24 protein-coding genes are annotated in these 21,344 nt (G+C 49.5%); 10 read left to right on the top strand and 14 right to left on the bottom strand.

The window, feature by feature from the left end:
• Position 1: 1 nt before the first annotated feature.
• The 5 genes from tdcE to cyuA all read left to right on the top strand — a co-directional run bounded on the left by tdcE (position 2) and on the right by cyuA (position 7,079).
• Positions 2–2,296 carry a 2-ketobutyrate formate-lyase/pyruvate formate-lyase gene (gene tdcE, locus ACJHWR_RS03355; RefSeq protein WP_000861747.1) on the top strand — a complete coding sequence of 765 codons (2,295 nt, stop codon included), beginning with the start codon at positions 2–4 and terminating at the stop codon, positions 2,294–2,296.
• Positions 2,297–2,309: 13 nt separating this feature from the next.
• Positions 2,310–2,699, top strand: a complete 390-nt coding sequence (locus ACJHWR_RS03350; RefSeq protein WP_000719990.1) for an enamine/imine deaminase — start codon at positions 2,310–2,312, stop codon at positions 2,697–2,699.
• 71 nt (positions 2,700–2,770) lie between these two features.
• On the top strand, positions 2,771–4,135 hold the full coding sequence (tdcG, locus tag ACJHWR_RS03345; protein ID WP_000622115.1) for an L-serine ammonia-lyase: 1,365 nt from the start codon (positions 2,771–2,773) through the stop codon (positions 4,133–4,135).
• A 274-nt stretch (positions 4,136–4,409) separates the two neighbouring features.
• Complete coding sequence (locus ACJHWR_RS03340; protein WP_410226669.1) at positions 4,410–5,741, top strand: hypothetical protein; 1,332 nt, start codon at positions 4,410–4,412, stop codon at positions 5,739–5,741.
• Between the two features lie 27 nt (positions 5,742–5,768).
• Positions 5,769–7,079 carry a cysteine desulfidase gene (cyuA, locus tag ACJHWR_RS03335; protein ID WP_000460504.1) on the top strand — a complete coding sequence of 437 codons (1,311 nt, stop codon included), beginning with the start codon at positions 5,769–5,771 and terminating at the stop codon, positions 7,077–7,079.
• A 132-nt stretch (positions 7,080–7,211) separates the two neighbouring features.
• On the opposite strand, the gene yhaL is transcribed toward cyuA, so the two are convergent.
• Both yhaL and ACJHWR_RS03325 read right to left on the bottom strand, forming a co-directional pair.
• The gene (yhaL, locus tag ACJHWR_RS03330) at positions 7,212–7,376 is read right to left on the bottom strand and encodes a protein YhaL (RefSeq protein ID WP_022646154.1); all 165 of its coding nucleotides are present in this window, start codon (positions 7,374–7,376) and stop codon (positions 7,212–7,214) included.
• 22 nt (positions 7,377–7,398) lie between these two features.
• Positions 7,399–8,100 carry a pirin family protein gene (locus ACJHWR_RS03325; RefSeq protein ID WP_000633593.1) on the bottom strand — a complete coding sequence of 234 codons (702 nt, stop codon included), beginning with the start codon at positions 8,098–8,100 and terminating at the stop codon, positions 7,399–7,401.
• A 104-nt stretch (positions 8,101–8,204) separates the two neighbouring features.
• Between ACJHWR_RS03325 and yhaJ the strand changes: the two genes are divergently transcribed.
• The gene (yhaJ, locus tag ACJHWR_RS03320; RefSeq protein WP_001041010.1) at positions 8,205–9,101 is read left to right on the top strand and encodes a DNA-binding transcriptional regulator YhaJ; all 897 of its coding nucleotides are present in this window, start codon (positions 8,205–8,207) and stop codon (positions 9,099–9,101) included.
• A gap of 50 nt (positions 9,102–9,151) precedes the next feature.
• On the opposite strand, the gene ACJHWR_RS03315 is transcribed toward yhaJ, so the two are convergent.
• The 12 genes from ACJHWR_RS03315 to exuR form a co-directional block, all read right to left on the bottom strand.
• Positions 9,152–9,508: a DUF805 domain-containing protein gene (locus tag ACJHWR_RS03315; RefSeq protein ID WP_001198783.1), complete on the bottom strand. Its 357-nt coding sequence runs from the start codon at positions 9,506–9,508 to the stop codon at positions 9,152–9,154.
• 241 nt (positions 9,509–9,749) lie between these two features.
• Positions 9,750–10,115 carry a DUF805 domain-containing protein gene (locus ACJHWR_RS03310; RefSeq protein WP_000384145.1) on the bottom strand — a complete coding sequence of 122 codons (366 nt, stop codon included), beginning with the start codon at positions 10,113–10,115 and terminating at the stop codon, positions 9,750–9,752.
• A gap of 282 nt (positions 10,116–10,397) precedes the next feature.
• Complete coding sequence (gene yqjG / locus ACJHWR_RS03305) at positions 10,398–11,384, bottom strand: glutathionyl-hydroquinone reductase YqjG (RefSeq protein ID WP_000531190.1); 987 nt, start codon at positions 11,382–11,384, stop codon at positions 10,398–10,400.
• A 247-nt stretch (positions 11,385–11,631) separates the two neighbouring features.
• A complete protein-coding gene (locus ACJHWR_RS03300) occupies positions 11,632–12,024 on the bottom strand; it encodes a DoxX family protein (RefSeq protein ID WP_000732240.1) in 393 nt (130 codons plus the stop codon).
• Positions 12,025–12,209: 185 nt separating this feature from the next.
• The gene (locus ACJHWR_RS03295; RefSeq protein ID WP_000096086.1) at positions 12,210–12,509 is read right to left on the bottom strand and encodes a YqjK-like family protein; all 300 of its coding nucleotides are present in this window, start codon (positions 12,507–12,509) and stop codon (positions 12,210–12,212) included.
• A complete protein-coding gene (locus ACJHWR_RS03290; protein ID WP_000785722.1) occupies positions 12,499–12,903 on the bottom strand; it encodes a phage holin family protein in 405 nt (134 codons plus the stop codon). The genes ACJHWR_RS03295 and ACJHWR_RS03290 overlap by 11 nt, the downstream gene beginning before the upstream one ends.
• A 2-nt stretch (positions 12,904–12,905) precedes the next feature.
• On the bottom strand, positions 12,906–13,211 hold the full coding sequence (locus tag ACJHWR_RS03285; protein ID WP_000031415.1) for a YqjD family protein: 306 nt from the start codon (positions 13,209–13,211) through the stop codon (positions 12,906–12,908).
• A gap of 37 nt (positions 13,212–13,248) precedes the next feature.
• Positions 13,249–13,617 (bottom strand): DUF1090 family protein YqjC, encoded by a 369-nt coding sequence (yqjC, locus tag ACJHWR_RS03280; protein ID WP_001295543.1) that lies wholly within the window; start codon positions 13,615–13,617, stop codon positions 13,249–13,251.
• Positions 13,618–13,763: 146 nt separating this feature from the next.
• A complete protein-coding gene (gene mzrA / locus ACJHWR_RS03275) occupies positions 13,764–14,147 on the bottom strand; it encodes an EnvZ/OmpR regulon moderator MzrA (RefSeq protein WP_001166760.1) in 384 nt (127 codons plus the stop codon).
• A 3-nt stretch (positions 14,148–14,150) separates the two neighbouring features.
• Complete coding sequence (yqjA, locus tag ACJHWR_RS03270; RefSeq protein ID WP_000422149.1) at positions 14,151–14,813, bottom strand: DedA family general envelope maintenance protein YqjA; 663 nt, start codon at positions 14,811–14,813, stop codon at positions 14,151–14,153.
• A gap of 21 nt (positions 14,814–14,834) precedes the next feature.
• Positions 14,835–14,918: a hypothetical protein gene (locus tag ACJHWR_RS03265; RefSeq protein ID WP_212734158.1), complete on the bottom strand. Its 84-nt coding sequence runs from the start codon at positions 14,916–14,918 to the stop codon at positions 14,835–14,837.
• Between the two features lie 239 nt (positions 14,919–15,157).
• Positions 15,158–15,934 (bottom strand): transcriptional regulator ExuR, encoded by a 777-nt coding sequence (exuR, locus tag ACJHWR_RS03260; RefSeq protein WP_000406495.1) that lies wholly within the window; start codon positions 15,932–15,934, stop codon positions 15,158–15,160.
• A 289-nt stretch (positions 15,935–16,223) separates the two neighbouring features.
• Between exuR and ACJHWR_RS03255 the strand changes: the two genes are divergently transcribed.
• The 4 genes from ACJHWR_RS03255 (at position 16,224) to ACJHWR_RS03240 (ending at position 21,336) form a co-directional block, all read left to right on the top strand.
• Positions 16,224–16,940, top strand: a complete 717-nt coding sequence (locus ACJHWR_RS03255; RefSeq protein WP_001361213.1) for a fimbria/pilus periplasmic chaperone — start codon at positions 16,224–16,226, stop codon at positions 16,938–16,940.
• Positions 16,941–16,969: 29 nt separating this feature from the next.
• The gene (locus ACJHWR_RS03250; protein ID WP_000755089.1) at positions 16,970–17,470 is read left to right on the top strand and encodes a CS1 type fimbrial major subunit; all 501 of its coding nucleotides are present in this window, start codon (positions 16,970–16,972) and stop codon (positions 17,468–17,470) included.
• A gap of 90 nt (positions 17,471–17,560) precedes the next feature.
• Positions 17,561–20,245: a TcfC E-set like domain-containing protein gene (locus ACJHWR_RS03245; RefSeq protein ID WP_000358691.1), complete on the top strand. Its 2,685-nt coding sequence runs from the start codon at positions 17,561–17,563 to the stop codon at positions 20,243–20,245.
• Entirely contained in the window at positions 20,242–21,336 is a 1,095-nt protein-coding gene (locus tag ACJHWR_RS03240) for a CfaE/CblD family pilus tip adhesin (protein ID WP_410226668.1), read from the top strand. Before ACJHWR_RS03245 ends, ACJHWR_RS03240 begins: the two co-directional genes overlap by 4 nt.
• Positions 21,337–21,344 lie beyond the last annotated feature (8 nt).

The following is a 21,344-nucleotide window of genomic DNA, read 5'->3' as shown; positions in this document are numbered from 1 at the left end:
CATGAAGGTAGATATTGATACCAGCGATAAGCTGTACGCCGACGCATGGCTTGGCTTTAAAGGTACGGACTGGAAAAACGAAATTAATGTCCGCGATTTTATTCAACATAACTATACACCGTATGAAGGTGATGAATCTTTTCTCGCCGAAGCAACGCCAGCCACCACGGAATTGTGGGAAAAAGTGATGGAAGGCATCCGTATCGAAAACGCAACCCACGCGCCGGTTGATTTCGATACTAATATTGCTACCACCATTACCGCTCATGATGCGGGATATATTAACCAGCCGCTGGAAAAAATAGTGGGCCTGCAAACGGATGCGCCATTAAAGCGTGCGCTGCATCCGTTCGGTGGCATTAATATGATTAAAAGTTCATTCCACGCCTATGGTCGTGAAATGGACAGTGAATTTGAATATCTGTTTACCGATCTGCGTAAAACCCATAACCAGGGCGTATTTGATGTTTACTCACCGGATATGCTGCGCTGCCGTAAATCTGGCGTGCTGACCGGTTTACCAGATGGCTATGGTCGTGGGCGCATTATCGGTGACTATCGCCGCGTGGCGCTATATGGCATCAGTTATCTGGTGCGTGAACGCGAACTGCAATTTGCCGATCTCCAGTCCCGTCTGGAAAAAGGCGAGGATCTGGAAGCCACCATCCGTCTGCGTGAGGAGCTGGCGGAACATCGTCGTGCGCTGTTGCAGATTCAGGAAATGGCGGCGAAATACGGTTTTGATATCTCCCGTCCGGCGCAGAATGCGCAGGAAGCGGTGCAGTGGCTCTACTTCGCTTACCTGGCGGCAGTGAAATCACAGAACGGCGGCGCAATGTCTCTTGGCCGTACGGCATCGTTCCTCGATATCTACATTGAGCGCGACTTTAAAGCTGGCGTACTCAATGAACAGCAGGCACAGGAACTGATCGACCACTTCATTATGAAGATCCGTATGGTGCGCTTCCTGCGTACGCCGGAATTTGATTCGCTGTTCTCCGGCGACCCAATCTGGGCGACGGAAGTGATCGGCGGGATGGGGCTGGACGGTCGTACGCTGGTGACCAAAAACTCTTTCCGTTATCTGCACACCCTGCACACTATGGGGCCAGCACCGGAACCAAACCTGACCATTCTGTGGTCGGAAGAATTACCGATCGCCTTCAAAAAATATGCCGCACAGGTGTCTATCGTCACCTCTTCCTTGCAGTATGAAAACGACGATCTGATGCGTACTGACTTCAACAGCGACGATTACGCGATTGCCTGCTGCGTTAGCCCGATGGTGATTGGTAAGCAAATGCAGTTCTTTGGTGCACGCGCTAACCTGGCGAAAACGCTGCTCTACGCAATTAACGGCGGGGTGGATGAGAAGCTGAAGATTCAGGTCGGGCCGAAAACAGCACCATTGATGGACGATGTGCTGGACTACGACAAAGTGATGGACAGCCTCGATCATTTCATGGATTGGCTGGCAGTGCAGTACATCAGCGCGCTGAATATCATCCACTACATGCACGACAAGTACAGCTATGAAGCCTCGCTGATGGCGCTGCACGATCGTGATGTTTATCGCACGATGGCATGCGGCATCGCGGGCCTGTCGGTGGCGACGGACTCCCTGTCTGCCATCAAATATGCCCGCGTGAAACCAATCCGTGACGAAAACGGCCTGGCGGTGGACTTTGAAATCGACGGCGAATATCCGCAGTACGGTAACAACGACGAGCGCGTAGACAGCATTGCCTGCGACCTGGTTGAACGCTTTATGAAGAAAATTAAAGCGCTGCCAACCTATCGCAACGCCGTCCCTACCCAGTCGATTCTGACTATCACTTCTAACGTGGTGTACGGCCAGAAAACCGGTAACACGCCGGACGGTCGTCGCGCCGGAACACCGTTCGCACCGGGCGCTAACCCGATGCACGGTCGTGACCGCAAAGGTGCGGTAGCCTCGCTGACGTCGGTGGCGAAACTGCCGTTCACCTACGCCAAAGACGGTATTTCGTACACCTTCTCAATTGTCCCGGCGGCGCTGGGCAAAGAAGATCCAGTACGTAAAACCAACCTTGTCGGCCTGCTGGATGGGTATTTCCACCACGAAGCGGATGTCGAAGGCGGTCAACACCTCAACGTCAACGTAATGAATCGGGAAATGCTGCTGGATGCCATCGAGCACCCGGAAAAATATCCTAACCTGACAATCCGTGTCTCTGGCTACGCCGTGCGCTTCAACGCACTGACCCGTGAACAGCAGCAGGATGTTATTTCACGTACCTTTACCCAGGCGCTCTGACGCCGGAGGATGTATGAAAAAGATTATCGAAACGCAACGTGCCCCAGGCGCAATCGGCCCTTATGTTCAAGGCGTTGATTTAGGCAGCATGGTCTTCACCTCCGGGCAAATTCCGGTTTGCCCACAGACCGGTGAGATCCCGGCTGATGTGCAAGATCAGGCGCGTTTAAGCCTCGAAAACGTCAAAGCGATCGTGGTTGCTGCCGGGCTGAGCGTGGGCGATATCATCAAGATGACCGTGTTCATCACCGATCTGAATGATTTTGCCACCATCAATGAAGTCTATAAGCAGTTCTTCGATGAGCATCAGGCGACCTACCCGACCCGGAGCTGTGTGCAGGTCGCGCGTTTGCCGAAAGATGTGAAGCTGGAAATTGAAGCCATCGCAGTACGTAGTGCGTAAAGCCTCGTGAGCGGGACGGTCGCAAGGTCGTTCCGCTCCACTTCACTGAACGGCAATCCGAGGGTGTGGATATGATTAGTGCATTCGATATTTTCAAAATTGGGATTGGTCCCTCCAGTTCGCATACCGTGGGGCCAATGAATGCCGGAAAAAGTTTTATTGATCGGCTGGAAAGTAGCGGCTTATTAACCGCGACGAGCCATATTGTGGTCGATCTGTACGGGTCGTTGTCACTGACGGGCAAAGGCCATGCCACGGATGTCGCCATCATCATGGGACTGGCAGGAAACAGTCCGCAGGATGTTGTCATTGATGAGATCCCTGCATTTATAGAGTTAGTGACGCGCAGCGGGCGGCTGCCAGTGGCATCTGGTGCGCATATTGTTGATTTTCCTGTAGCAAAGAACATTATCTTCCATCCCGAAATGTTGCCTCGCCATGAGAACGGAATGCGGATCACTGCCTGGAAGGGACAGGAAGCGCTATTAAGCAAAACCTATTACTCTGTCGGCGGCGGGTTTATTGTCGAAGAAGAACACTTCGGCCTGTCGCACGATGTCGAAACGTCCGTACCTTACGATTTCCACTCAGCAGGAGAACTGCTGAAAATGTGTGATTACAACGGCCTGTCTATTTCTGGCCTGATGATGCACAACGAGCTGGCGCTGCGCAGTAAAGCGGAAATTGATGCCGGTTTTGCCCGTATCTGGCAAGTGATGCATGACGGTATTGAACGCGGGATGAACACTGAAGGCGTGCTGCCTGGTCCGCTCAATGTGCCGCGCCGTGCCGTAGCGCTGCGTCGTCAGTTGGTTTCCAGCGATAACATCTCTAACGATCCGATGAATGTCATCGACTGGATCAACATGTACGCGCTGGCGGTTAGTGAAGAAAACGCAGCTGGCGGGCGCGTGGTAACGGCACCGACTAACGGTGCGTGCGGCATTATTCCGGCAGTGCTGGCTTATTACGATAAGTTCCGTCGTCCGGTAAATGAGCGGTCAATTGCCCGCTATTTTCTTGCAGCCGGGGCTATTGGCGCGCTGTATAAAATGAACGCCTCCATCTCTGGCGCGGAAGTCGGCTGTCAGGGGGAGATTGGCGTGGCCTGTTCAATGGCGGCGGCAGGGTTAACTGAACTACTGGGCGGCAGTCCGGCGCAGGTATGCAATGCGGCGGAAATCGCGATGGAGCATAACCTTGGGCTGACCTGCGATCCGGTTGCCGGACAGGTACAAATCCCGTGCATTGAACGTAATGCCATTAATGCCGTGAAAGCAGTAAACGCCGCGCGGATGGCGATGCGCCGCACCTCGGCACCGCGTGTTTCACTCGATAAAGTGATCGAGACGATGTATGAAACCGGCAAAGATATGAACGATAAATACCGCGAAACATCACGCGGAGGACTGGCTATTAAAGTGGTCTGCGGCTGACATTGCTGTCAGCTTTCATCCTTGGGTGCACAAATGTGCACCTTTTTTTTGTGATCTGCCGCAAATAGAGAATGAATATTCTCTTGCGATTAATTTAGTAGAAAATTCTTATCCATCTCCGTTATTTCAAAGTCTTGATTGTGAAGATTTTCTCTGACCTCGCGCGTATCATTTCTTTATTCTAATAACTCGCCTGCAAAAACGTAGACCGCATATCGCCTTGATGCGGCTCGGAAAAAAATAATAAGCCCTACAAAATATTGAGCGAGAAATTATGGAAATTGCATCGAATAAAGGCGTCATTGCAGACGCTTCGACCCCGGCGGGTCGTGCTGGAATGAGTGAGAGCGAGTGGCGAGAAGCGATCAAATTCGACAGTACTGACACCGGCTGGGTGATTATGAGTATCGGGATGGCGATTGGCGCGGGGATTGTTTTTCTCCCGGTGCAGGTCGGTTTGATGGGGTTGTGGGTATTTTTGCTCTCATCGGTGATTGGTTACCCGGCAATGTATCTGTTTCAGCGGTTGTTTATTAATACGTTGGCAGAATCACCAGAATGTAAAGATTACCCGAGCGTCATTAGCGGTTATTTAGGTAAAAACTGGGGCATCCTGTTAGGTGCACTCTATTTCGTAATGCTGGTGATTTGGATGTTCGTCTATTCCACCGCCATCACCAACGATAGTGCTTCCTACCTGCATACCTTCGGCGTGACGGAAGGGTTGCTGTCAGACAGTCCCTTTTATGGTCTGGTACTGATTTGCATTCTGGTGGCGATCTCTTCACGCGGCGAGAAATTGTTATTCAAAATTTCGACCGGCATGGTGCTGACCAAGCTGCTGGTGGTCGCGGCGCTGGGCGTATCGATGGTGGGAATGTGGCATCTGTATAACGTCGGTTCGCTACCGCCGCTGGGGCTGCTGGTGAAAAACGCCATTATTACGCTGCCGTTTACCCTGACGTCGATTCTGTTTATCCAGACGTTAAGCCCGATGGTGATCTCTTATCGCTCGCGGGAAAAATCGATTGAAGTGGCGCGGCATAAAGCATTGCGGGCAATGAATATCGCGTTTGGCATTTTGTTTGTCACCGTCTTTTTCTACGCAGTGTCGTTCACGCTGGCGATGGGACATGACGAAGCGGTAAAAGCCTACGAGCAGAATATTTCCGCGCTGGCGATTGCGGCGCAGTTTATTAGCGGTGACGGCGCAGCGTGGGTGAAAGTGGTCAGCGTCATTCTCAATATCTTTGCAGTAATGACCGCGTTTTTTGGCGTCTATTTAGGCTTTCGCGAAGCAACGCAAGGGATCGTAATGAACATCCTGCGTCGCAAGATGCCTGCCGAGAAGATTAACGAAAATCTCGTTCAGCGCGGCATCATGATTTTCGCCATTTTGCTGGCCTGGAGCGCCATCGCACTGAACGCACCGGTGTTGAGCTTCACCTCTATCTGTAGCCCGATTTTCGGCATGGTAGGGTGCCTGATCCCGGCGTGGCTGGTTTACAAAGTACCGGCATTGCACAAATACAAAGGGATGTCTCTGTACCTGATTATCGTCACTGGTTTGTTGCTTTGTGTTTCTCCGTTCCTGGCATTTTCTTGATTTCCCTGAAATTTTAAGGTTTTTAATATGTTTGATTCGACTTTAAATCCGTTATGGCAGCGTTACATCCTCGCCGTTCAGGAGGAAGTAAAACCGGCGCTGGGATGTACTGAACCGATTTCACTGGCGCTGGCGGCGGCGGTTGCTGCGGCAGAACTGGAAGGTCCGGTTGAACGTGTAGAAGCCTGGGTTTCGCCAAATCTGATGAAGAACGGTCTGGGCGTCACCGTTCCCGGCACGGGAATGGTGGGGCTGCCGATTGCGGCGGCGCTGGGAGCGTTAGGTGGAAATGCTAACGCCGGGCTGGAAGTGCTGAAAGATGCAACTGCGCAGGCAATTGCCGATGCCAAAGCACTGCTGGCGGCGGGGAAAGTCTCAGTTAAGATCCAGGAACCTTGCGATGAAATCCTCTTCTCACGCGCCAAAGTCTGGAACGGTGAGAAGTGGGCGTGTGTCACCATTGTCGGCGGGCATACCAACATTGTGCATATTGAGACGCACAATGGTGTGGTGTTTACCCAGCAGGCGTGTGTGACAGAGGGCGAGCAAGAGTCGCCGCTGACGGTGCTTTCCAGGACGACGCTGGCTGAGATCCTGAAGTTCGTCAATGAAGTCCCGTTTGCGGCGATCCGCTTTATTCTCGATTCCGCGAAGTTAAATTGCGCGTTATCGCAGGAAGGCTTGAGCGGTAACTGGGGGCTGCATATTGGCGCGACGCTGGAAAAACAGTGCGCGCGCGGCTTGCTGGCGAAAGATCTCTCTTCATCCATTGTGATTCGTACCAGCGCGGCATCCGATGCGCGTATGGGCGGCGCTACGCTTCCGGCAATGAGTAACTCCGGCTCGGGTAACCAGGGGATCACTGCAACAATGCCTGTGGTGGTGGTAGCAGAACACTTCGGGGCCGATGATGAACGGCTGGCGCGTGCGCTGATGCTTTCGCATTTGAGCGCGATTTACATCCATAACCAGTTACCGCGTTTGTCTGCGCTTTGTGCCGCAACGACCGCAGCAATGGGGGCCGCCGCCGGGATGGCATGGCTGGTGGATGGGCGTTATGAAACCATTTCGATGGCGATCAGCAGTATGATCGGCGATGTCAGCGGCATGATTTGCGATGGTGCGTCGAACAGCTGCGCGATGAAGGTTTCGACCAGTGCTTCGGCTGCGTGGAAAGCGGTGTTAATGGCGCTGGATGATACCGCAGTGACCGGCAATGAAGGGATTGTGGCGCATGATGTTGAGCAGTCGATTGCCAACCTGTGTGCGTTAGCAAGCCATTCGATGCAGCAAACGGATCGGCAGATTATCGAGATTATGGCGAGCAAGGCCAGATAATCGCCAGGTTTTGGGGAGCGTGCCGGATGCGATGCTGGCGCATCTTGTCCGGCCTACGGGGTGCGCAATTTGTTGATGTTGTTGTGTTTTGTAGGCCGGATAAGGCGTTTACGCCACATCCGGCACTTGTCTTTACGCGGTAGCTTCATCCTCGGCTAAACGCGTTTCAGCATCCGCGACGATGGCTTCCAGCTCGCTCAACATCTCTTCATAGCCAAAATTTTTGGCGGTGCGAGAAGGTTCTTTCGCCACCACGGGCTTCACTGGCTGACGCTTTTTGGCCGATTTTTTACTCATCATCATCTCCCTGTAAAAACAACTAGACAGGCAAATCTATCAGCAAAGCGCGCAGTGGGGAATCGGCAACCAGCGTAATGTTAGCCTCGTCACGAATAAACGCCCCATCACCGCAGGTCAGCGCCGCTTTCTCTTCATGATGCGTAAGCGCATGAAATTTCCCGTGAATCGATTGCAAATACGCGCGTGGCCCATGCAACTGGAAATTCGCACTTTCGCCTTTGTCGAGCACGATATGGTGCAGCCACACTTGCTGGCGCAATTGCAGGCTTCCCATCCCACCTTCTGGCGAGGCGATTAATTGCTGCTTGCTCATATTAAGCGCCAGTTTTTGAATCAGCGGATTCTCTCGTTGTGGGCAGGCATCCAGCCAAAGTTGCATTCGCGTTAACGATTTGTCTTTGCTGAGATTGTGTTCGCTATAGCTGACACCCGGCTGGGTAGAGAGCAGCAACACCTCACCGGCGCTGGCCTGAACATGATTGCCTTCGCTGTCGCGATACTCAGCTTCTCCATCCAGAATCACATTTAAAATATCGACTTTGGGATAGGTTCGCGGCTGAAAGGCGGCACCTGGGGCCAGCACTTCCTGGTTAAGCACGCGCAGGGAGGCATAGCCTAACAATTTCGGGTCGAAGTAGTGTCCAAAGGAAAAAGTATACCGGGCCTGCAACCATCCGTAGTCTGCTTGTCCACACTGCCTGGCAGTTCGGGTAGTAATCATAATTCTTGACCTCTCTTTACTTCCTTTTATGGTAAGGGGCTGGACGCTACATTGTTAGCCAGATATTCTGCCCGGTATGTTCAAATTTCCTGAATGAGAACGAAATGGCCAAAGAAAGGGCATTAACGCTGGAAGCACTACGGGTTATGGATGCGATCGATCGCCGGGGCAGTTTTGCGGCGGCGGCGGATGAGCTGGGACGCGTGCCTTCCGCACTTAGCTACACCATGCAAAAATTGGAAGAAGAGCTGGATGTGGTGCTGTTTGACCGCTCGGGCCATCGCACCAAATTCACCAATGTCGGGAGGATGTTGCTGGAGCGAGGGCGCGTTTTGCTGGAAGCCGCAGATAAACTGACTACCGATGCGGAAGCTCTCGCGCGCGGTTGGGAAACGCATCTCACCATTGTGACCGAAGCGCTGGTACCGACACCTGCCTTTTTCCCGTTAATCGACAAACTGGCGGCAAAAGCCAATACCCAACTGGCAATTATCACCGAAGTGCTGGCGGGGGCGTGGGAACGGCTGGAGCAGGGGCGGGCGGATATTGTTATCGCGCCGGATATGCATTTTCGCTCCTCGTCGGAGATCAACTCGCGCAAGCTCTATACGTTAATGAACGTCTACGTTGCCGCGCCTGATCACCCGATTCATCAGGAGCCGGAACCGTTATCTGAAGTGACGCGCGTGAAATATCGTGGAATTGCGGTGGCGGATACCGCTCGTGAGCGCCCGGTATTGACCGTACAGCTACTGGACAAACAGCCGCGTTTAACGGTGAGCACGATTGAAGATAAACGTCAGGCATTACTGGCGGGGCTTGGCGTGGCGACGATGCCGTATCCGATGGTCGAAAAAGATATTGCGGAAGGGCGGTTGCGTGTCGTCAGCCCGGAATCGACCAGCGAGATCGATATTATTATGGCCTGGCGTCGTGACAGTATGGGGGAGGCGAAATCCTGGTGTCTGCGGGAAATTCCCAAACTTTTTAGCGGAAAATAATATTTGTTATTTTTAATAAAAAGGGGCGAAATATCGCCCCAATTCTAAGATTAATTTGAACCAAACTTCGGATCGTTTCCGTAACGATTGCTGCCAGAATTGCCTTCTAAACAGGCAAATACAAACAGAACTAACCAGCCAATGACCGGTACCAGATAGAGAAGCGCCCACGCACCTGAACGGTCAGTATCGTGCAGACGACGAACGCACAGAGCAATGACCGGAATGATTGTTGCTGCCAGGTAAATGAGAGAAAGGAATGGAAACTCTAAACCTAAAATCAATTGAATGACATTGATAATAGCGCCGACGATGGCGTTAATCAGAGTAAACATCCAGTACTCTTTACGACGTGCGCGACCAGAGAAACCAACATAATTTTTTAATACGGCTAAATACCACTGCATAAAAACATCCCTTTAATTAAAAGTGACGAAAGTCTATTCCGGGTATTGTGTAAATGCTATTCGTATCTTTCTTTTTCGGATGTTATAAAGGTTTTGATATTTAAGATAAATACATGGTTATTTTTTATAGGTAATTTATATAACGATATTGAAATATTTTAAATAAACATTAGTAAATTATTCATTCATCAACATGATGATAAAAGCCGGATGAGTCAGACATCCGGCGAGGAGATTTGTTTTAAGGTTCCAGTTTTGGATCAGGTCCAAAGCGGTTTTCGCCTGGCGTACCCGCCTGGCAGTTAAAGACGATGATAATAAGCCAGCCGATAAACGGGATTAAGAACAGCAGTGCCCACCACGCCGAGCGGTCGGTGTCGTGCAGGCGGCGGAACTGAACTGCCCACCATGGTAAAAACACCAGAATACCGTAGATTGTCGTCAGGATGCCTTCGCCACCGGCACGTTGCCAGCCTAACATTTTATCCAGTAGCCCCAGCACGAACGTAAAGATGATGTTGACCAGAATAAACATCCAGTACTCTTTGCGCCGCGCACGACCCCGGAAACCGACATAATTTTTTAGTACTTTCAGATACCAGTCCATTTTTGCCTCAATTTTGCTCAATCACTTGTTTTTAAAGCAGCAAATTAAGAATAGACGTGAATGAAATGGCAGTAAATATTATCTCTATGAATTAATAAGGCGCTGTGAAGGATAGGGGCAAGCGCAAAATTGCCAGATGCGCTACGCTTATCTGGCCTGCGCGGTCATTGCAACATATTGAATATAAATGTTTTGTAGGTTTGATAAGGCGTTTACGCCGCATCCGACATGAACAACATGCACTTAGCTAATTATCAGAGGCACATCGTAAGGTGCCTTTTTTTAACCGAAGCGAACATCTCGTCCATGCGGTTCATCGAGATCCTGCCACGGACCAATTGAAATAATCCCCGTAGGGTTGATGGTCTTATGGCTGCGGAAGTAATGATTACGGATGTGATCGAAATTGACTGTTTCGGCAATTCCCGGCATCTGGTAGATATCGCGCAGGAAGCCATACAGATTCAGGTAATCGCTGATGCGGTGCTTATCACACTTGAAGTGGGTCACATACACTGGATCAAAACGCACCAGCGTGGTCCACAGGCGAATATCGGCTTCGGTTAGCTGGTTGCCGGTCAGGTAACGGTGCTGACCTAAAATCTGTTCCAGTCGCGCCAGCGATTCAAACACTTTCGCCACCGCCTCGTCGTAAGCTTGCTGGCTGGTGGCAAAACCGGCTTTATACACGCCGTTGTTAACAGTGTCATAAATCCAGCCGTTAAGTTCGTCAATTTTCGTTTGCAGGGCTGGTGGGTAGTAATCACCCGCTTTCGCGCCCAGCGCATCAAACGCGGTATTGAACATGCGTATGATTTCTGCTGATTCGTTGCTGACGATGGTGTGGTTCTTTTTGTCCCACAGCACGGGAACAGTCACTCGTCCGCTGTAGTGTGGATCGGCGTGGAGATAAAGCTGATACAGAAATTCATGTTGATAGAGCGTGTCGCCGGTTGCTCCCGGAAAACTGTCATCAAAGGTCCAGCCGTTTTCCAGCATCAGCGGGTTCACTACGGAAACGGAAATAAACGGTTCCAGTCCTTTGAGTTTACGCATGATCAGCGTGCGGTGCGCCCACGGGCAGGCGAGTGAAACATAGAGATGATAACGATCTTTCTCTGCGATAAAACCGCCTTTGCCAGTGGGGCCTGGCGCGCCATCGGCAGTGAGCCAGTTACGAAATGCGGAAGCTGAACGTTGAAATTTACCGCCGGTAGATTTGGTATCGTACCAGGTGTCATGCCAGACGCCGTCAATCAGTTGACCCATTTTTCTCTCCTCCAATAGCAAAAACGAGGAGCGTTTCTCCTCGTTTGAGACTGATGGCAAACGCAAAACTGCCTGATGCGCTATGCTTATCAGGCCTACGAGGTTTCTGCAATGTATTGAATTTGCATGTTTTTGTAGGCCGGATAAGGCGTTCACGCCGCATCCGGCATGAACAACGCGCACTTTGTCAACAATCTGAAACGAGGAGTGTTCCTCCTCGTTTTTTATTGTTAAGTATAGCGCGTGCTTACCACTTTTTATTCAGCAGGCGGTCGATGCTATACGCGCCTGGACCGGTAATTGCCAGCAGCAGGAATCCGCCAGAAATCGTCAGGTTTTTCATGAACATCAGCGAGTTGACGCCTTCAGCAAAGTTGCTGTGAAATAAAAATGCCGTCAGCAGCGTAAAGCCCGCAGTAAACAGGGCTGTGGTACGTGTCAGGAAACCGAACAGGATTGCCAGACCACCACCAAACTCAAGCAGAATCACCAGCGGCAGCATAAAGCCGGGGACGCCCATTGCTTCCATATATTGTTGGGTACCCGCGTAGCCAGTAATTTTTCCCCAGCCTGCGGTAATAAACAGAATCGGCATTAAAATACGCGCTACCAGTACACCAACATCTTCTAATTTTTTCATCATACTCTCCACTGCGCCGCTCAGGCTGCTGATTGTTTTTTTGTGCAAGGGCGCGCTATTAGCGTCGTTGCTGTCGATGGAGAGAATCATAAACGTGGCGAAGCGTGATTGTTAGCAAGGAAAATTGTCAAAAATCTTCAAAAAATTTGAGGGATAAGGCCGGAATGGCTCCGGCCAGAGGGAAGTTAACCGCGAAGCTGTTGCTGCTTGAGGGTCGTTTTAACCAGACGCCAGGCGCTCCATACGCCAAAACCGCGTCTGGCCCAGCGGACCAGCATATTAGGATGGCGAATCGTCCAGATCGCCATCACGCTACTGCCAACCAGCGCCCAGGAGCGCAGACTTAGCAGCATATTCCAGCGACGATCGTAAGCGCCTGTTGCCTCCAGCCATTCACGACGACTGGCAGAAAGATCCAGCCGTTGTTGCTGGATCTGGCTAAGCAGTTGCGCCTTACGTCGTTCACGTTCGACTTTACTGCTCACGGGACTCCTCCTCGAGCAGCTGCCGATCGTTTGCCAGCTCATGGCGTGTATGGCGCAGCAAGGTGGATTTACGCGATTTACGTAACGTCCAGATACCGCCAATCAGTGCCAGTAGCAGCAACACCACGGTGGTGGCAATCATCGCATTCAGGCGATATTGCGGATCAACCGCCCAAATAATTAGCACCATCAGGCTCATAAGACCAAATGCAGCGAAAAGCATCGTCAGGCCCAGCATCAGTAAAAGTTGAAAGAGATTCGCTTTTTCCTCTTCCAGCTCCACCACCGCCAGCCGCAGACGTGTTTCCACCATTTCAACCATGATGGAAACAATTCGCTGCCCGATGCCCAGAACGCTTTTACCGGGCCCTTGCGCGTGATGAGTGTCCGCCATAATTAACGACGCGACAGCAGAACGCCGAGCACTACACCGATTGCAGCGCCAATGCCCACGCCGGTCCACGGATTTTCACGCACATACTCATCGGCACGCGCCGCCGCGACACGGGTTTGTTTGGCGATGGCATCACCGGTTTCACCCAGGCGATAACGGCTCTGTTTCAGTGCCTGCTCCGCTTTGCTACGAATCTTACTCAACTCTTCTTTCGACTTCTCGCCAGATGAGCTAAGCACCTCTTCCAGCGTATCGGAAAGGGATTTCAACTCAGCACGCAGATGTTCCGTAGTGTGTTCTTTCGACATAGTTTTCTCCAGGTGAGTAAGTAGTGACTATTGTGAGTTAGTAGTCGCGCGCTTCCAGCTTTTTCAGCTCTTCCTGCGCTTCTGCCAGTTTCCGTTCGCGTTTGGCAATCTTATCTGCATCGCCTTTTTGCTTCGCCTCGGCTAAATCTTGCTGGCGTTCCGCCACCTCATCTTTCTGCTTTGCGATTTTCTTCTGATGATCGGCACGCAGTTGGCTATCTGAACAGTTGGCCCGGACTTCACTCAGGGCTTTATTCAGACCGTCAATACGATTCTGGTTTTGGTGTTTTTCGGCATAGCTGATCTCCTTAAGGATATTTTGCTCCTTTTCCTGACACAGGGTAGTGGCATAACTACCGGCACTAAGAGCAAAGAGAGAAACAGCTAAAGCGATGCGGTATTTCATTCTTGAACCTTCCATTGTGATTCGGACCTATTACAAAGGAACGATTGTCCAGACAACGAAGCGGTCGTGTTAACCACCGCCCCATTAATCATAGACAGTTACGGTGAAATCACCAAAGTGAGTGATCTGTTTCGGATAACAGGAAGTTATCCGAAGCGATGAGAGTTATCCCGCAACCGGGTCAGCCACTGCATTGCCTGACTATTATTGTCCTGCTGCGCAATGATGTAGCCATGGGGCAATGTTCTGTCGAGGACCGCTTTTGCGGCGGCGCTCTGGTCGCTGGAGTCAAAGGTAATTAACAGAGTGTCGTTTTTGGGGGTGATACTTTTGAAAGGAATGCCGTGAGCGTCAAGGTGATGCCAGATTGAAAAACCGTCTGGCATCGTTGTGCCTTGATGAACGGCACGAATCGCCAGCGTAGACTCTTGCTGGCGAACCGCGGACCAGGCCAGCAACAGCGTGCCGACCAGAAGTAAAACAGCGCCGGACCAGGCTAGCTGGCGAAGTGACATGCGAGGTATTTGCATCCCTTACCCCCGATTTCCATATTTCTTTTTCCATAACACAACCAGAGAACCTGCCAGGCCAAACACCAGCAGCACCACCGGGAGCAGCATCAGGCATGACATCAGCTGGTCCTCGTACTTTAAAAATACCGGCGTTTTGCCGAGCATGTAACCCAGAGTTGTCAGGATCAATACCCACAGCAGACCACTCATCCAGTTGAAGAACTGAAAGCGCGCGTTATTCAGCCCTGATAACCCGGCAATCGTCGGCAGCAGTGTTCTGACAAACGCAATAAAGCGACCAATTAACAGCGCCGATAAACCGTGTTTATGAAAAAGATGGTGTGCGCGTTGATGATAATGCGCGGGTAAATGAGATAGCCAGTTTTGTACGGTGCGGGTATTGCCCAGCCATCGCCCCTGAATATAGCTGACCCAGCAGCCGAGGCTGGCGGCAACGGTCAGCAGCAGAATCGTTTGCGGATAGCCCATCGCGCCTTTCGCAATCAATACGCCGACCAGTACCAGTAAACTGTCGCCCGGTAAAAAGGCCGCCGGAAGCAAGCCGTTTTCAAGGAACAAAATGACAAACAAGACAAAATACAACATGCCAATCATCGACGGATTGGCCAGGGTTTCAAAATCCTGCGCCCACAGGGCTTGCAGCAATTGGGTCAAAAGTTCCATTCATTATTCCTGGTGAATCGGTTAACGCCACGCTGGTTTTAAATGATGCACTACCGCAATGTTATTGCTGTTTTGGTATGTTTTGCGGGTTTGATACATCAACACAGCCTGAACTATTCCCTGTTAAATCGTGAGATAAGAAAGCATTCAAAAGCATAAATTCAAATTGAATCTAATTGTAACAAAGGTCAACGTTGTTCGTTATCAAAATTACATGTCCGTGGAGTCTGATTTTGCTGAATGCAGGGGAGGGAGGCGAGAGGATTTACACAGGCTGACACTTTATACTTTTCGCTTACCGACGAGACAAACAGGCGCACTGTAGCGCCTGTCGGACAGGAATTTCATTTACTGCCGCTGGTGGCTGTATCGAGATGCACCACCGGGTTTTCGGCGAACAGATAGCGGTCGGCATTGAACTCGAAATCGTCGCTGGTTTCGTTAAATAACATGATCTTGGTGTTTTCCAGGTGCTGCCACATTGCCAGCTTAGCAGCATGAGGATCTTTGCGAATCAGCGCCTTGAGGATTTGATCGTGGTCATCACACCAGTTATCGACGGTACGGGCATCAATGTGTTCGTGCAGTTTTTTCCAGTACGGGTTATGACTACGCTGGGTCCACATTTTTTCAACGATAGCCGCCAGGGCGGAGTTCTGCGTCGCCAGGGCTACCTGAATATGGAACTGCAAATCCCACTCGGAATCACGGAAGCATTGTTCGCCGCGCGCCTGCTCCTGGATGGCCATCAATTTCATGATGTCCTGTTTTGTGACCTGAGTTGCCGCGAACTCGGCAATATTACTTTCGATGAGCTGGCGGGCTTGCAGTAGCTCAAACGGACCGTAATTGGCAAACTCCATATTATTGTCAGCCGATTGCTGATGGCGCGGCTGGTTGGAAACCACATGAATACCTGAACCTTTACGCACTTCGACATAGCCTTCAACTTCCAGCATGATGATGGCTTCACGAACCACGGTGCGGCTGACGTTTTTTTCATCGGCAATAAAGCGTTCGGCAGGCAGTTTATCACCTACCAGATAGACGCCCTGTTCGATGCGCTCTTTCAGATCAGCGGCAAGTTGTTGATACAAACGGCGTGGTTCAGTGATTTCCATATGCGTCTCCAGGAGTGGAATGCGGACAAAGTTATCATACCACTTTATGCATGCGTATGCCATTGTTAAAATATAAATCGAATGATTGAAATAATATTATTTATTGATGTTATGAATATTAATATATTCCTAAAATTGATTATGTTGAATTGTGAAAAAACATATTTTTCAGTAGGTTGTATTTTTTTGAGAATAAATAATTTTATCTAAAGATGCTTTTTTGTGTTGACTTGAAAAATAGTATGATTTCTAATGCGCCAACTTTTTATGAAATAATTTAACTGATTAAATGGTGGCGAAAATTAATCGATTATTACGGCTCGGGCCTGTCTTACTTCTGTGCACATCATTTTTCGCACAATCTAATATGACTGTATATCCTATGTCTGTATCTATAAACAGTCAGGGAGAAGGAAGTGTTCGTGTAATATCGAAAACGAATGAAGTCCAATATATAAAGGCAACCGTATTTCGTATCGATAATCCATCAACACCACAAGAAAAAGAAATCGAAGTAACTTCAGGCGATGCAAACCAACTTGTGATAATGCCGCCCAAATTTGCTTTGCCTGGCGGTAGTAGCAAAACCGTGCGTTTTGTGGCAATGGAACCTGAGCAAAAAGAAAAAAACTATCGGGTTAAATTTGAAGCTGTACCCAGCATTGATGATGCAACAGATAATAAAAAAGATCTCTCCATGCAATTAACGGTTAACTTAATTTGGGGGATTGTTGTCAGCGTGCCACCTCAGCAGCCTGTGGCAAAGTTAGATATTAACGCCGATAAAAAGCTAATCAATAATGGCAATCAACGTCTGAAGATATTAACCATTGCCTATTGTAAAAATAGTGGTTCTGCGGAGTGCAGAACACAGACCGTAAATAAAAACATTTTCCCTGGTCAGGAAAGAGTTTTAGAAAGCATATCTGGCTACGATAAAATCGTTGTCAAATATAATAACTGGATCACCAAGGACAATGGCGAGTTTGAGCTGGCGGTCCATTAATTATCATTGTAATAAACCAAGGAATAGTAATGAAAAAGGTATTCGCAAAATCTCTTCTGGTAGCGGCAATGTTTTCCGTTGCAGGTTCTGCATTAGCAGTACAAAAAGATATCACTGTTACTGCTAACGTTGATGCTGCTCTGGATATGACGCAGACCGATAATACTGCACTGCCGAAGGCAGTAGAAATGCAATATCTGCCAGGTCAGGGTCTGCAATCTTACCAGTTAATGACTAAAATCTGGTCAAATGACACGACCAAAGACGTGAAAATGCAGTTAGTTTCGCCTGCGCAACTGGTTCAGAGCCTGGACGCCAGCAAAATTGTTCCGCTGACCGTAACCTGGGGTGGTGAAGAGATTAAAGCTGATGCGGCAACCACTTTTACCGCAACGAAAATCTTTGCTTCCGATGCGTTAACTAACGGTTCGCTGGCTAAACCACTGATGTTTTCCCAGGCTACCAAAGGTGTTCTGGAAACGGGTATCTACCGTGGCGTAGTTAGCATTTATCTGTCCCAGGCTCTCTAATCTGGATAACAGAATTAACATGCAATAAAGGGAGGCAAGTCCTCCCTTCTTTTAACTATTTTAGTATTTATTATGGATTACAGGACAGCCATGGACAAAAAATTACTGGCTCTTTTGATCCTGGCGAGTCTCAGCCCGGCAAAGGCAACATTAACAAAAATTCCCGCTGGTTTTGAGGTTATTGCTCAGGGACAGCAGGAGTATATCGAGGTTTATTTTGCAGGGAAAAGTCTCGGTAAATATTATGCGATGGTTAATCTTGATACCGTAACCTTTCTTGATTCATCAAGTTTATACAGCAAACTTGAATTGAGCACTGACGATCAAAAAATCGCTCATACAGTGAAAGAAAAACTATCGCAACCCTTAGCTCGCCACGGTGAACTGGCTTGTGGTTTTGTACGTACTGATTCAGGATGCGGTTTTCTTAATACTGAGACAGTAGAAATAATCTACAATGATGAAGAAAGTTCAGCAACGCTATTTCTTAATCCGCAATGGAGTTCTGCGTTTAACTCGAAGTCATTGTATTTAAATCCAGACAAAAATACGGTTAACGCTTTTATACATCAGCAAGATATTAATGTGCTGGTACAGGATGATTACCAATCGTTGTCAATTCAGGGTAATGGCGCACTGGGAATAACAGAAAATAGCTATATTGGTGCGCACTGGAATTTCGACGGTTATGATGCAGATGATGTCAGCGACAACAATGTCGATGTCAGCGATCTCTATTACCGCTATGATTTTTTACGCCGTTATTATGTGCAGGCGGGGCGGATGGACAACCGCACATTATTTAATGCGCAAGGTGGAAACTTTACTTTTAACTTTCTGCCACTCGGTGCCATCGACGGAATGCGTATCGGGTCGACTCTCAGTTATTTAAACCAGACGCAAAGCCAGCAGGGAACGCCGGTAATGATCCTGCTTTCGCGCAATTCTCGTGTTGATGCTTATCGTAATGAACAACTGTTGGGATCGTTTTACCTCAATAGTGGTTCGCAATTTATTGATACCAGTTCCTTTCCGCCAGGCAGCTACAGCGTGGCGTTAAAAGTTTATGAAAATAACCAACTCACCCGCACCGAGCTTGTACCGTTTACCAAAACCGGCGGTCTGACAGACGGAAATGCCCAGTGGTTCTTGCAGGCAGGTAAAACCACATCACAGGTTTCTGATGATGAAAGTTCTGCTTATCAGCTAGGCGTACGCCTGCCATTACATCCGCAATATGAGCTCTACGCAGGGCTGGCGAATGCCGATGATGTAAGTGCTTTCGAGTTAGGCAATAACTGGACGGCAGATTTAGGCGGGGCGGGGAATCTGGCTATCAGTGCCAGCGTGTTCCGTAACGATGACGGCGGCAAAGGCGATATGCAACAGGCCAACTGGAGTCATCCGGGATGGCCGACGTTGGGCTTTTATCGGACCAACTCTGACGGTGATGCTTGTACAACCGACAACAGAGAGAGCTACAACGCCTTAAGCTGTTATGAAAGTATTTCCGCGACGGTTTCACAGAATTTTGTCGGCTGGAATATGATGCTGGGTTATACCCGCACACAAAATAACACTGATGATAGTTTGCGCTGGGACAAACAGCAGAGCTTTGAAAATAACTATCTTCGCCAGACTTCGGCTCAAAGCATTTCCGAGACCGTACAACTTAGCGCTTCTCGCGCTTTTGTGATGCGTGACTGGATTTTGAGTACTTCCCTTGGGGTTTTCCATCGTAATGACAACGGCGGTGGTAGCGATGACAACGGTTTGTATCTGTCGTTTTCGTTATCTGATACGCCGACGATGGACAGCAATAACAACAGCCATTCAACCAATGTTTCTACTGATTATCGTTATAGCGATCAGGATGGCGATCAAACGTCATGGCAGTTATCGCATACCTTTTATAACGACTCATTCAGCCATAAAGAGCTTGGCGTGACCGTCGGCGGTTTGAACACCGATACCATAAACAGCGCGGTTAACGGGCGTTGGGATGGCCAATATGGAAATGTCTACGCTACTGTCTCAGACAGTTATGATCGCCAGAACCATGATCATCTCTCGGCCTTCACCGGGACATACAGCTCCACGCTGGCGGTGAGTCGCTATGGCATCAATTTGGGGGCCAGCGGCTCAGATGATTTGCTGGGAGCGGTGTTGGTGGATGTGAAAGGTTTCTCTGAACAGGATGAACAGAGTCAGGGTCTGCAACTCGAAGCGCGGGTGGCTGGCAGCAGAACATTGCAGCTTGGTCAAAGCGACAGCGTGTTATTCCCCTATCCTGGATTTCAGTCTGGCTTTGTTGAAGTTAACGACAGTAATCAGGGTAACCAGCAAGGAACAACCAACATCATTAACGGTGCGGGAAATCGTGAGTTAATGCTGTTGCCGGGCAAATTACGTTATCGCGAAGTGTCTGCCAGTTTTAATTACAACTATATTGGTCGTTTGTTATTGCCCGCATCGGTAGAGAAATTCCCGCTGGTGGGTCTGAATAGCGCCATGTTACTGGTGGCTGAAGATGGCGGATTCACACTTGAGATCAGCAGTGGTGAAAAAGAGTTGTATCTGCTTTCCGGGCAGCAGTTCCTGAAATGTCCGCTGAATGTTTTGAAGAAACGCGCCAGCATTCGCTATAGCGGGGATGTGAATTGTAGCGTGGTGAGTTATTCACAATTGCCGGAATCTATTCAGGTTCAGGCACAGTTGAAACAGCCTAAATTACGTGGAAACGTCCAGACGGCGCAAAGGGAGGTTGCACCATGAGAAATCGATTAATTGCCGTGATTTTATGTTTATTTGGCATGGTCACGGGGGGGCACGCTACGCCAAATGTGACGGCTGAAATTACTTATGATTTGGCCGCTGGTAGGGCGGATTATTACTTCTGGAATAGGGAAGATCCCCCCGCAGTAAGCTACAACACGACATGGTCAAGTTATAAATGCGATTTTCCTGATGTGCAGCAGACCTGTACCGCATCAGGAAATTTATCAACAGTGAAAATATATTTGACAGAAAAACGCAGTGGAATGCGTTGGCCCGTCAAACTCAAAGGCTATGTTGATGCGGAGGTCTGGAACCCGGGTGGAGTCTGTAACGGATGGTCGACGCAAATCGCGTTAGCTAACGGTACGGGTTATCAATGTAAAAGTGCTTCAGACGGTTATATACAACATCTTGCGAGCGCAAAGCCGATGACGCTCTATCTTGAACAGTCCGAAATGAAAAATTTACCAATCGGTGGTGTTTGGGAAGGTTCGGTCAAATTGCAGTTTACTAATCCGTCTACGGATTATCGCGCCGATATTACGCTTAATGTCCTCGATCCCAACCATATCGACGTGTTCTTCCCGGAGTTCGCCCACGCTACGCCACGCGTACAACTGGATTTGCATCCAACAGGCAGCGTTAACGGCAACAACTACGCGCAAGATCTGACTATGTTGGATATGTGCCTGTACGATGGCTTTAACGGTAACGGTCTTAGCTATGAAATTTTGCTAAAAGATGAGGGAAGAACGGCGGCAGGACGCAGTAATGGTGAGTTTTCGATTTATCGTCAGGGCGCGAGCTCAACGGATGAAGGGGAGCGTATTGATTACCGTGTCAAAATGTACGACCCGGAATCAGGTGGGCAAATCGATGTGCGCAACAATGAGAGCATGGTCTGGACCAACATCAACCTTAAACGTGTCCGCCCGGTGGTGCTTCCAGGCATTCGTTACGCTGTGATGTGTGTTCCCACACCGCTGACGCTGGTGGTCGACAAATTTAACGTGACGGCAAAACAGGCGGGATATTATATGGGTAAATTGTCGGTCATCTTTACCCCGTCATTGCCGACAATCAATTGACCTCGCAG

Origin of the sequence: Escherichia sp. WS568 (assembly GCF_046486085.1) — a bacterium.
Taxonomy (GTDB): domain Bacteria; phylum Pseudomonadota; class Gammaproteobacteria; order Enterobacterales; family Enterobacteriaceae; genus Escherichia; species Escherichia coli.
This window is presented reverse-complemented; position numbering and strand designations above follow the sequence as displayed.

Coding starts and splice junctions, on each gene's coding strand:
- yqjA (WP_000422149.1), bottom strand. CDS start 14,813: ATGGAACTTTTGACCCAATTGCTGCAAGCCCTGTGGGCGCAGGATTTT.
- tdcE (WP_000861747.1), top strand. CDS start 2: ATGAAGGTAGATATTGATACCAGCGATAAGCTGTACGCCGACGCATGG.
- ACJHWR_RS03340 (WP_410226669.1), top strand. CDS start 4,410: ATGGAAATTGCATCGAATAAAGGCGTCATTGCAGACGCTTCGACCCCG.
- cyuA (WP_000460504.1), top strand. CDS start 5,769: ATGTTTGATTCGACTTTAAATCCGTTATGGCAGCGTTACATCCTCGCC.
- ACJHWR_RS03290 (WP_000785722.1), bottom strand. CDS start 12,903: ATGGCGGACACTCATCACGCGCAAGGGCCCGGTAAAAGCGTTCTGGGC.
- tdcG (WP_000622115.1), top strand. CDS start 2,771: ATGATTAGTGCATTCGATATTTTCAAAATTGGGATTGGTCCCTCCAGT.
- ACJHWR_RS03300 (WP_000732240.1), bottom strand. CDS start 12,024: ATGAAAAAATTAGAAGATGTTGGTGTACTGGTAGCGCGTATTTTAATG.
- ACJHWR_RS03310 (WP_000384145.1), bottom strand. CDS start 10,115: ATGGACTGGTATCTGAAAGTACTAAAAAATTATGTCGGTTTCCGGGGT.
- ACJHWR_RS03325 (WP_000633593.1), bottom strand. CDS start 8,100: ATGATTACTACCCGAACTGCCAGGCAGTGTGGACAAGCAGACTACGGA.
- ACJHWR_RS03240 (WP_410226668.1), top strand. CDS start 20,242: ATGAGAAATCGATTAATTGCCGTGATTTTATGTTTATTTGGCATGGTC.
- ACJHWR_RS03255 (WP_001361213.1), top strand. CDS start 16,224: ATGGTGGCGAAAATTAATCGATTATTACGGCTCGGGCCTGTCTTACTT.
- yqjC (WP_001295543.1), bottom strand. CDS start 13,617: ATGAAATACCGCATCGCTTTAGCTGTTTCTCTCTTTGCTCTTAGTGCC.
- ACJHWR_RS03315 (WP_001198783.1), bottom strand. CDS start 9,508: ATGCAGTGGTATTTAGCCGTATTAAAAAATTATGTTGGTTTCTCTGGT.
- yqjG (WP_000531190.1), bottom strand. CDS start 11,384: ATGGGTCAACTGATTGACGGCGTCTGGCATGACACCTGGTACGATACC.
- ACJHWR_RS03285 (WP_000031415.1), bottom strand. CDS start 13,211: ATGTCGAAAGAACACACTACGGAACATCTGCGTGCTGAGTTGAAATCC.
- mzrA (WP_001166760.1), bottom strand. CDS start 14,147: ATGCAAATACCTCGCATGTCACTTCGCCAGCTAGCCTGGTCCGGCGCT.
- ACJHWR_RS03245 (WP_000358691.1), top strand. CDS start 17,561: ATGGACAAAAAATTACTGGCTCTTTTGATCCTGGCGAGTCTCAGCCCG.
- yhaL (WP_022646154.1), bottom strand. CDS start 7,376: ATGAGTAAAAAATCGGCCAAAAAGCGTCAGCCAGTGAAGCCCGTGGTG.
- exuR (WP_000406495.1), bottom strand. CDS start 15,934: ATGGAAATCACTGAACCACGCCGTTTGTATCAACAACTTGCCGCTGAT.
- ACJHWR_RS03250 (WP_000755089.1), top strand. CDS start 16,970: ATGAAAAAGGTATTCGCAAAATCTCTTCTGGTAGCGGCAATGTTTTCC.
- ACJHWR_RS03350 (WP_000719990.1), top strand. CDS start 2,310: ATGAAAAAGATTATCGAAACGCAACGTGCCCCAGGCGCAATCGGCCCT.
- yhaJ (WP_001041010.1), top strand. CDS start 8,205: ATGGCCAAAGAAAGGGCATTAACGCTGGAAGCACTACGGGTTATGGAT.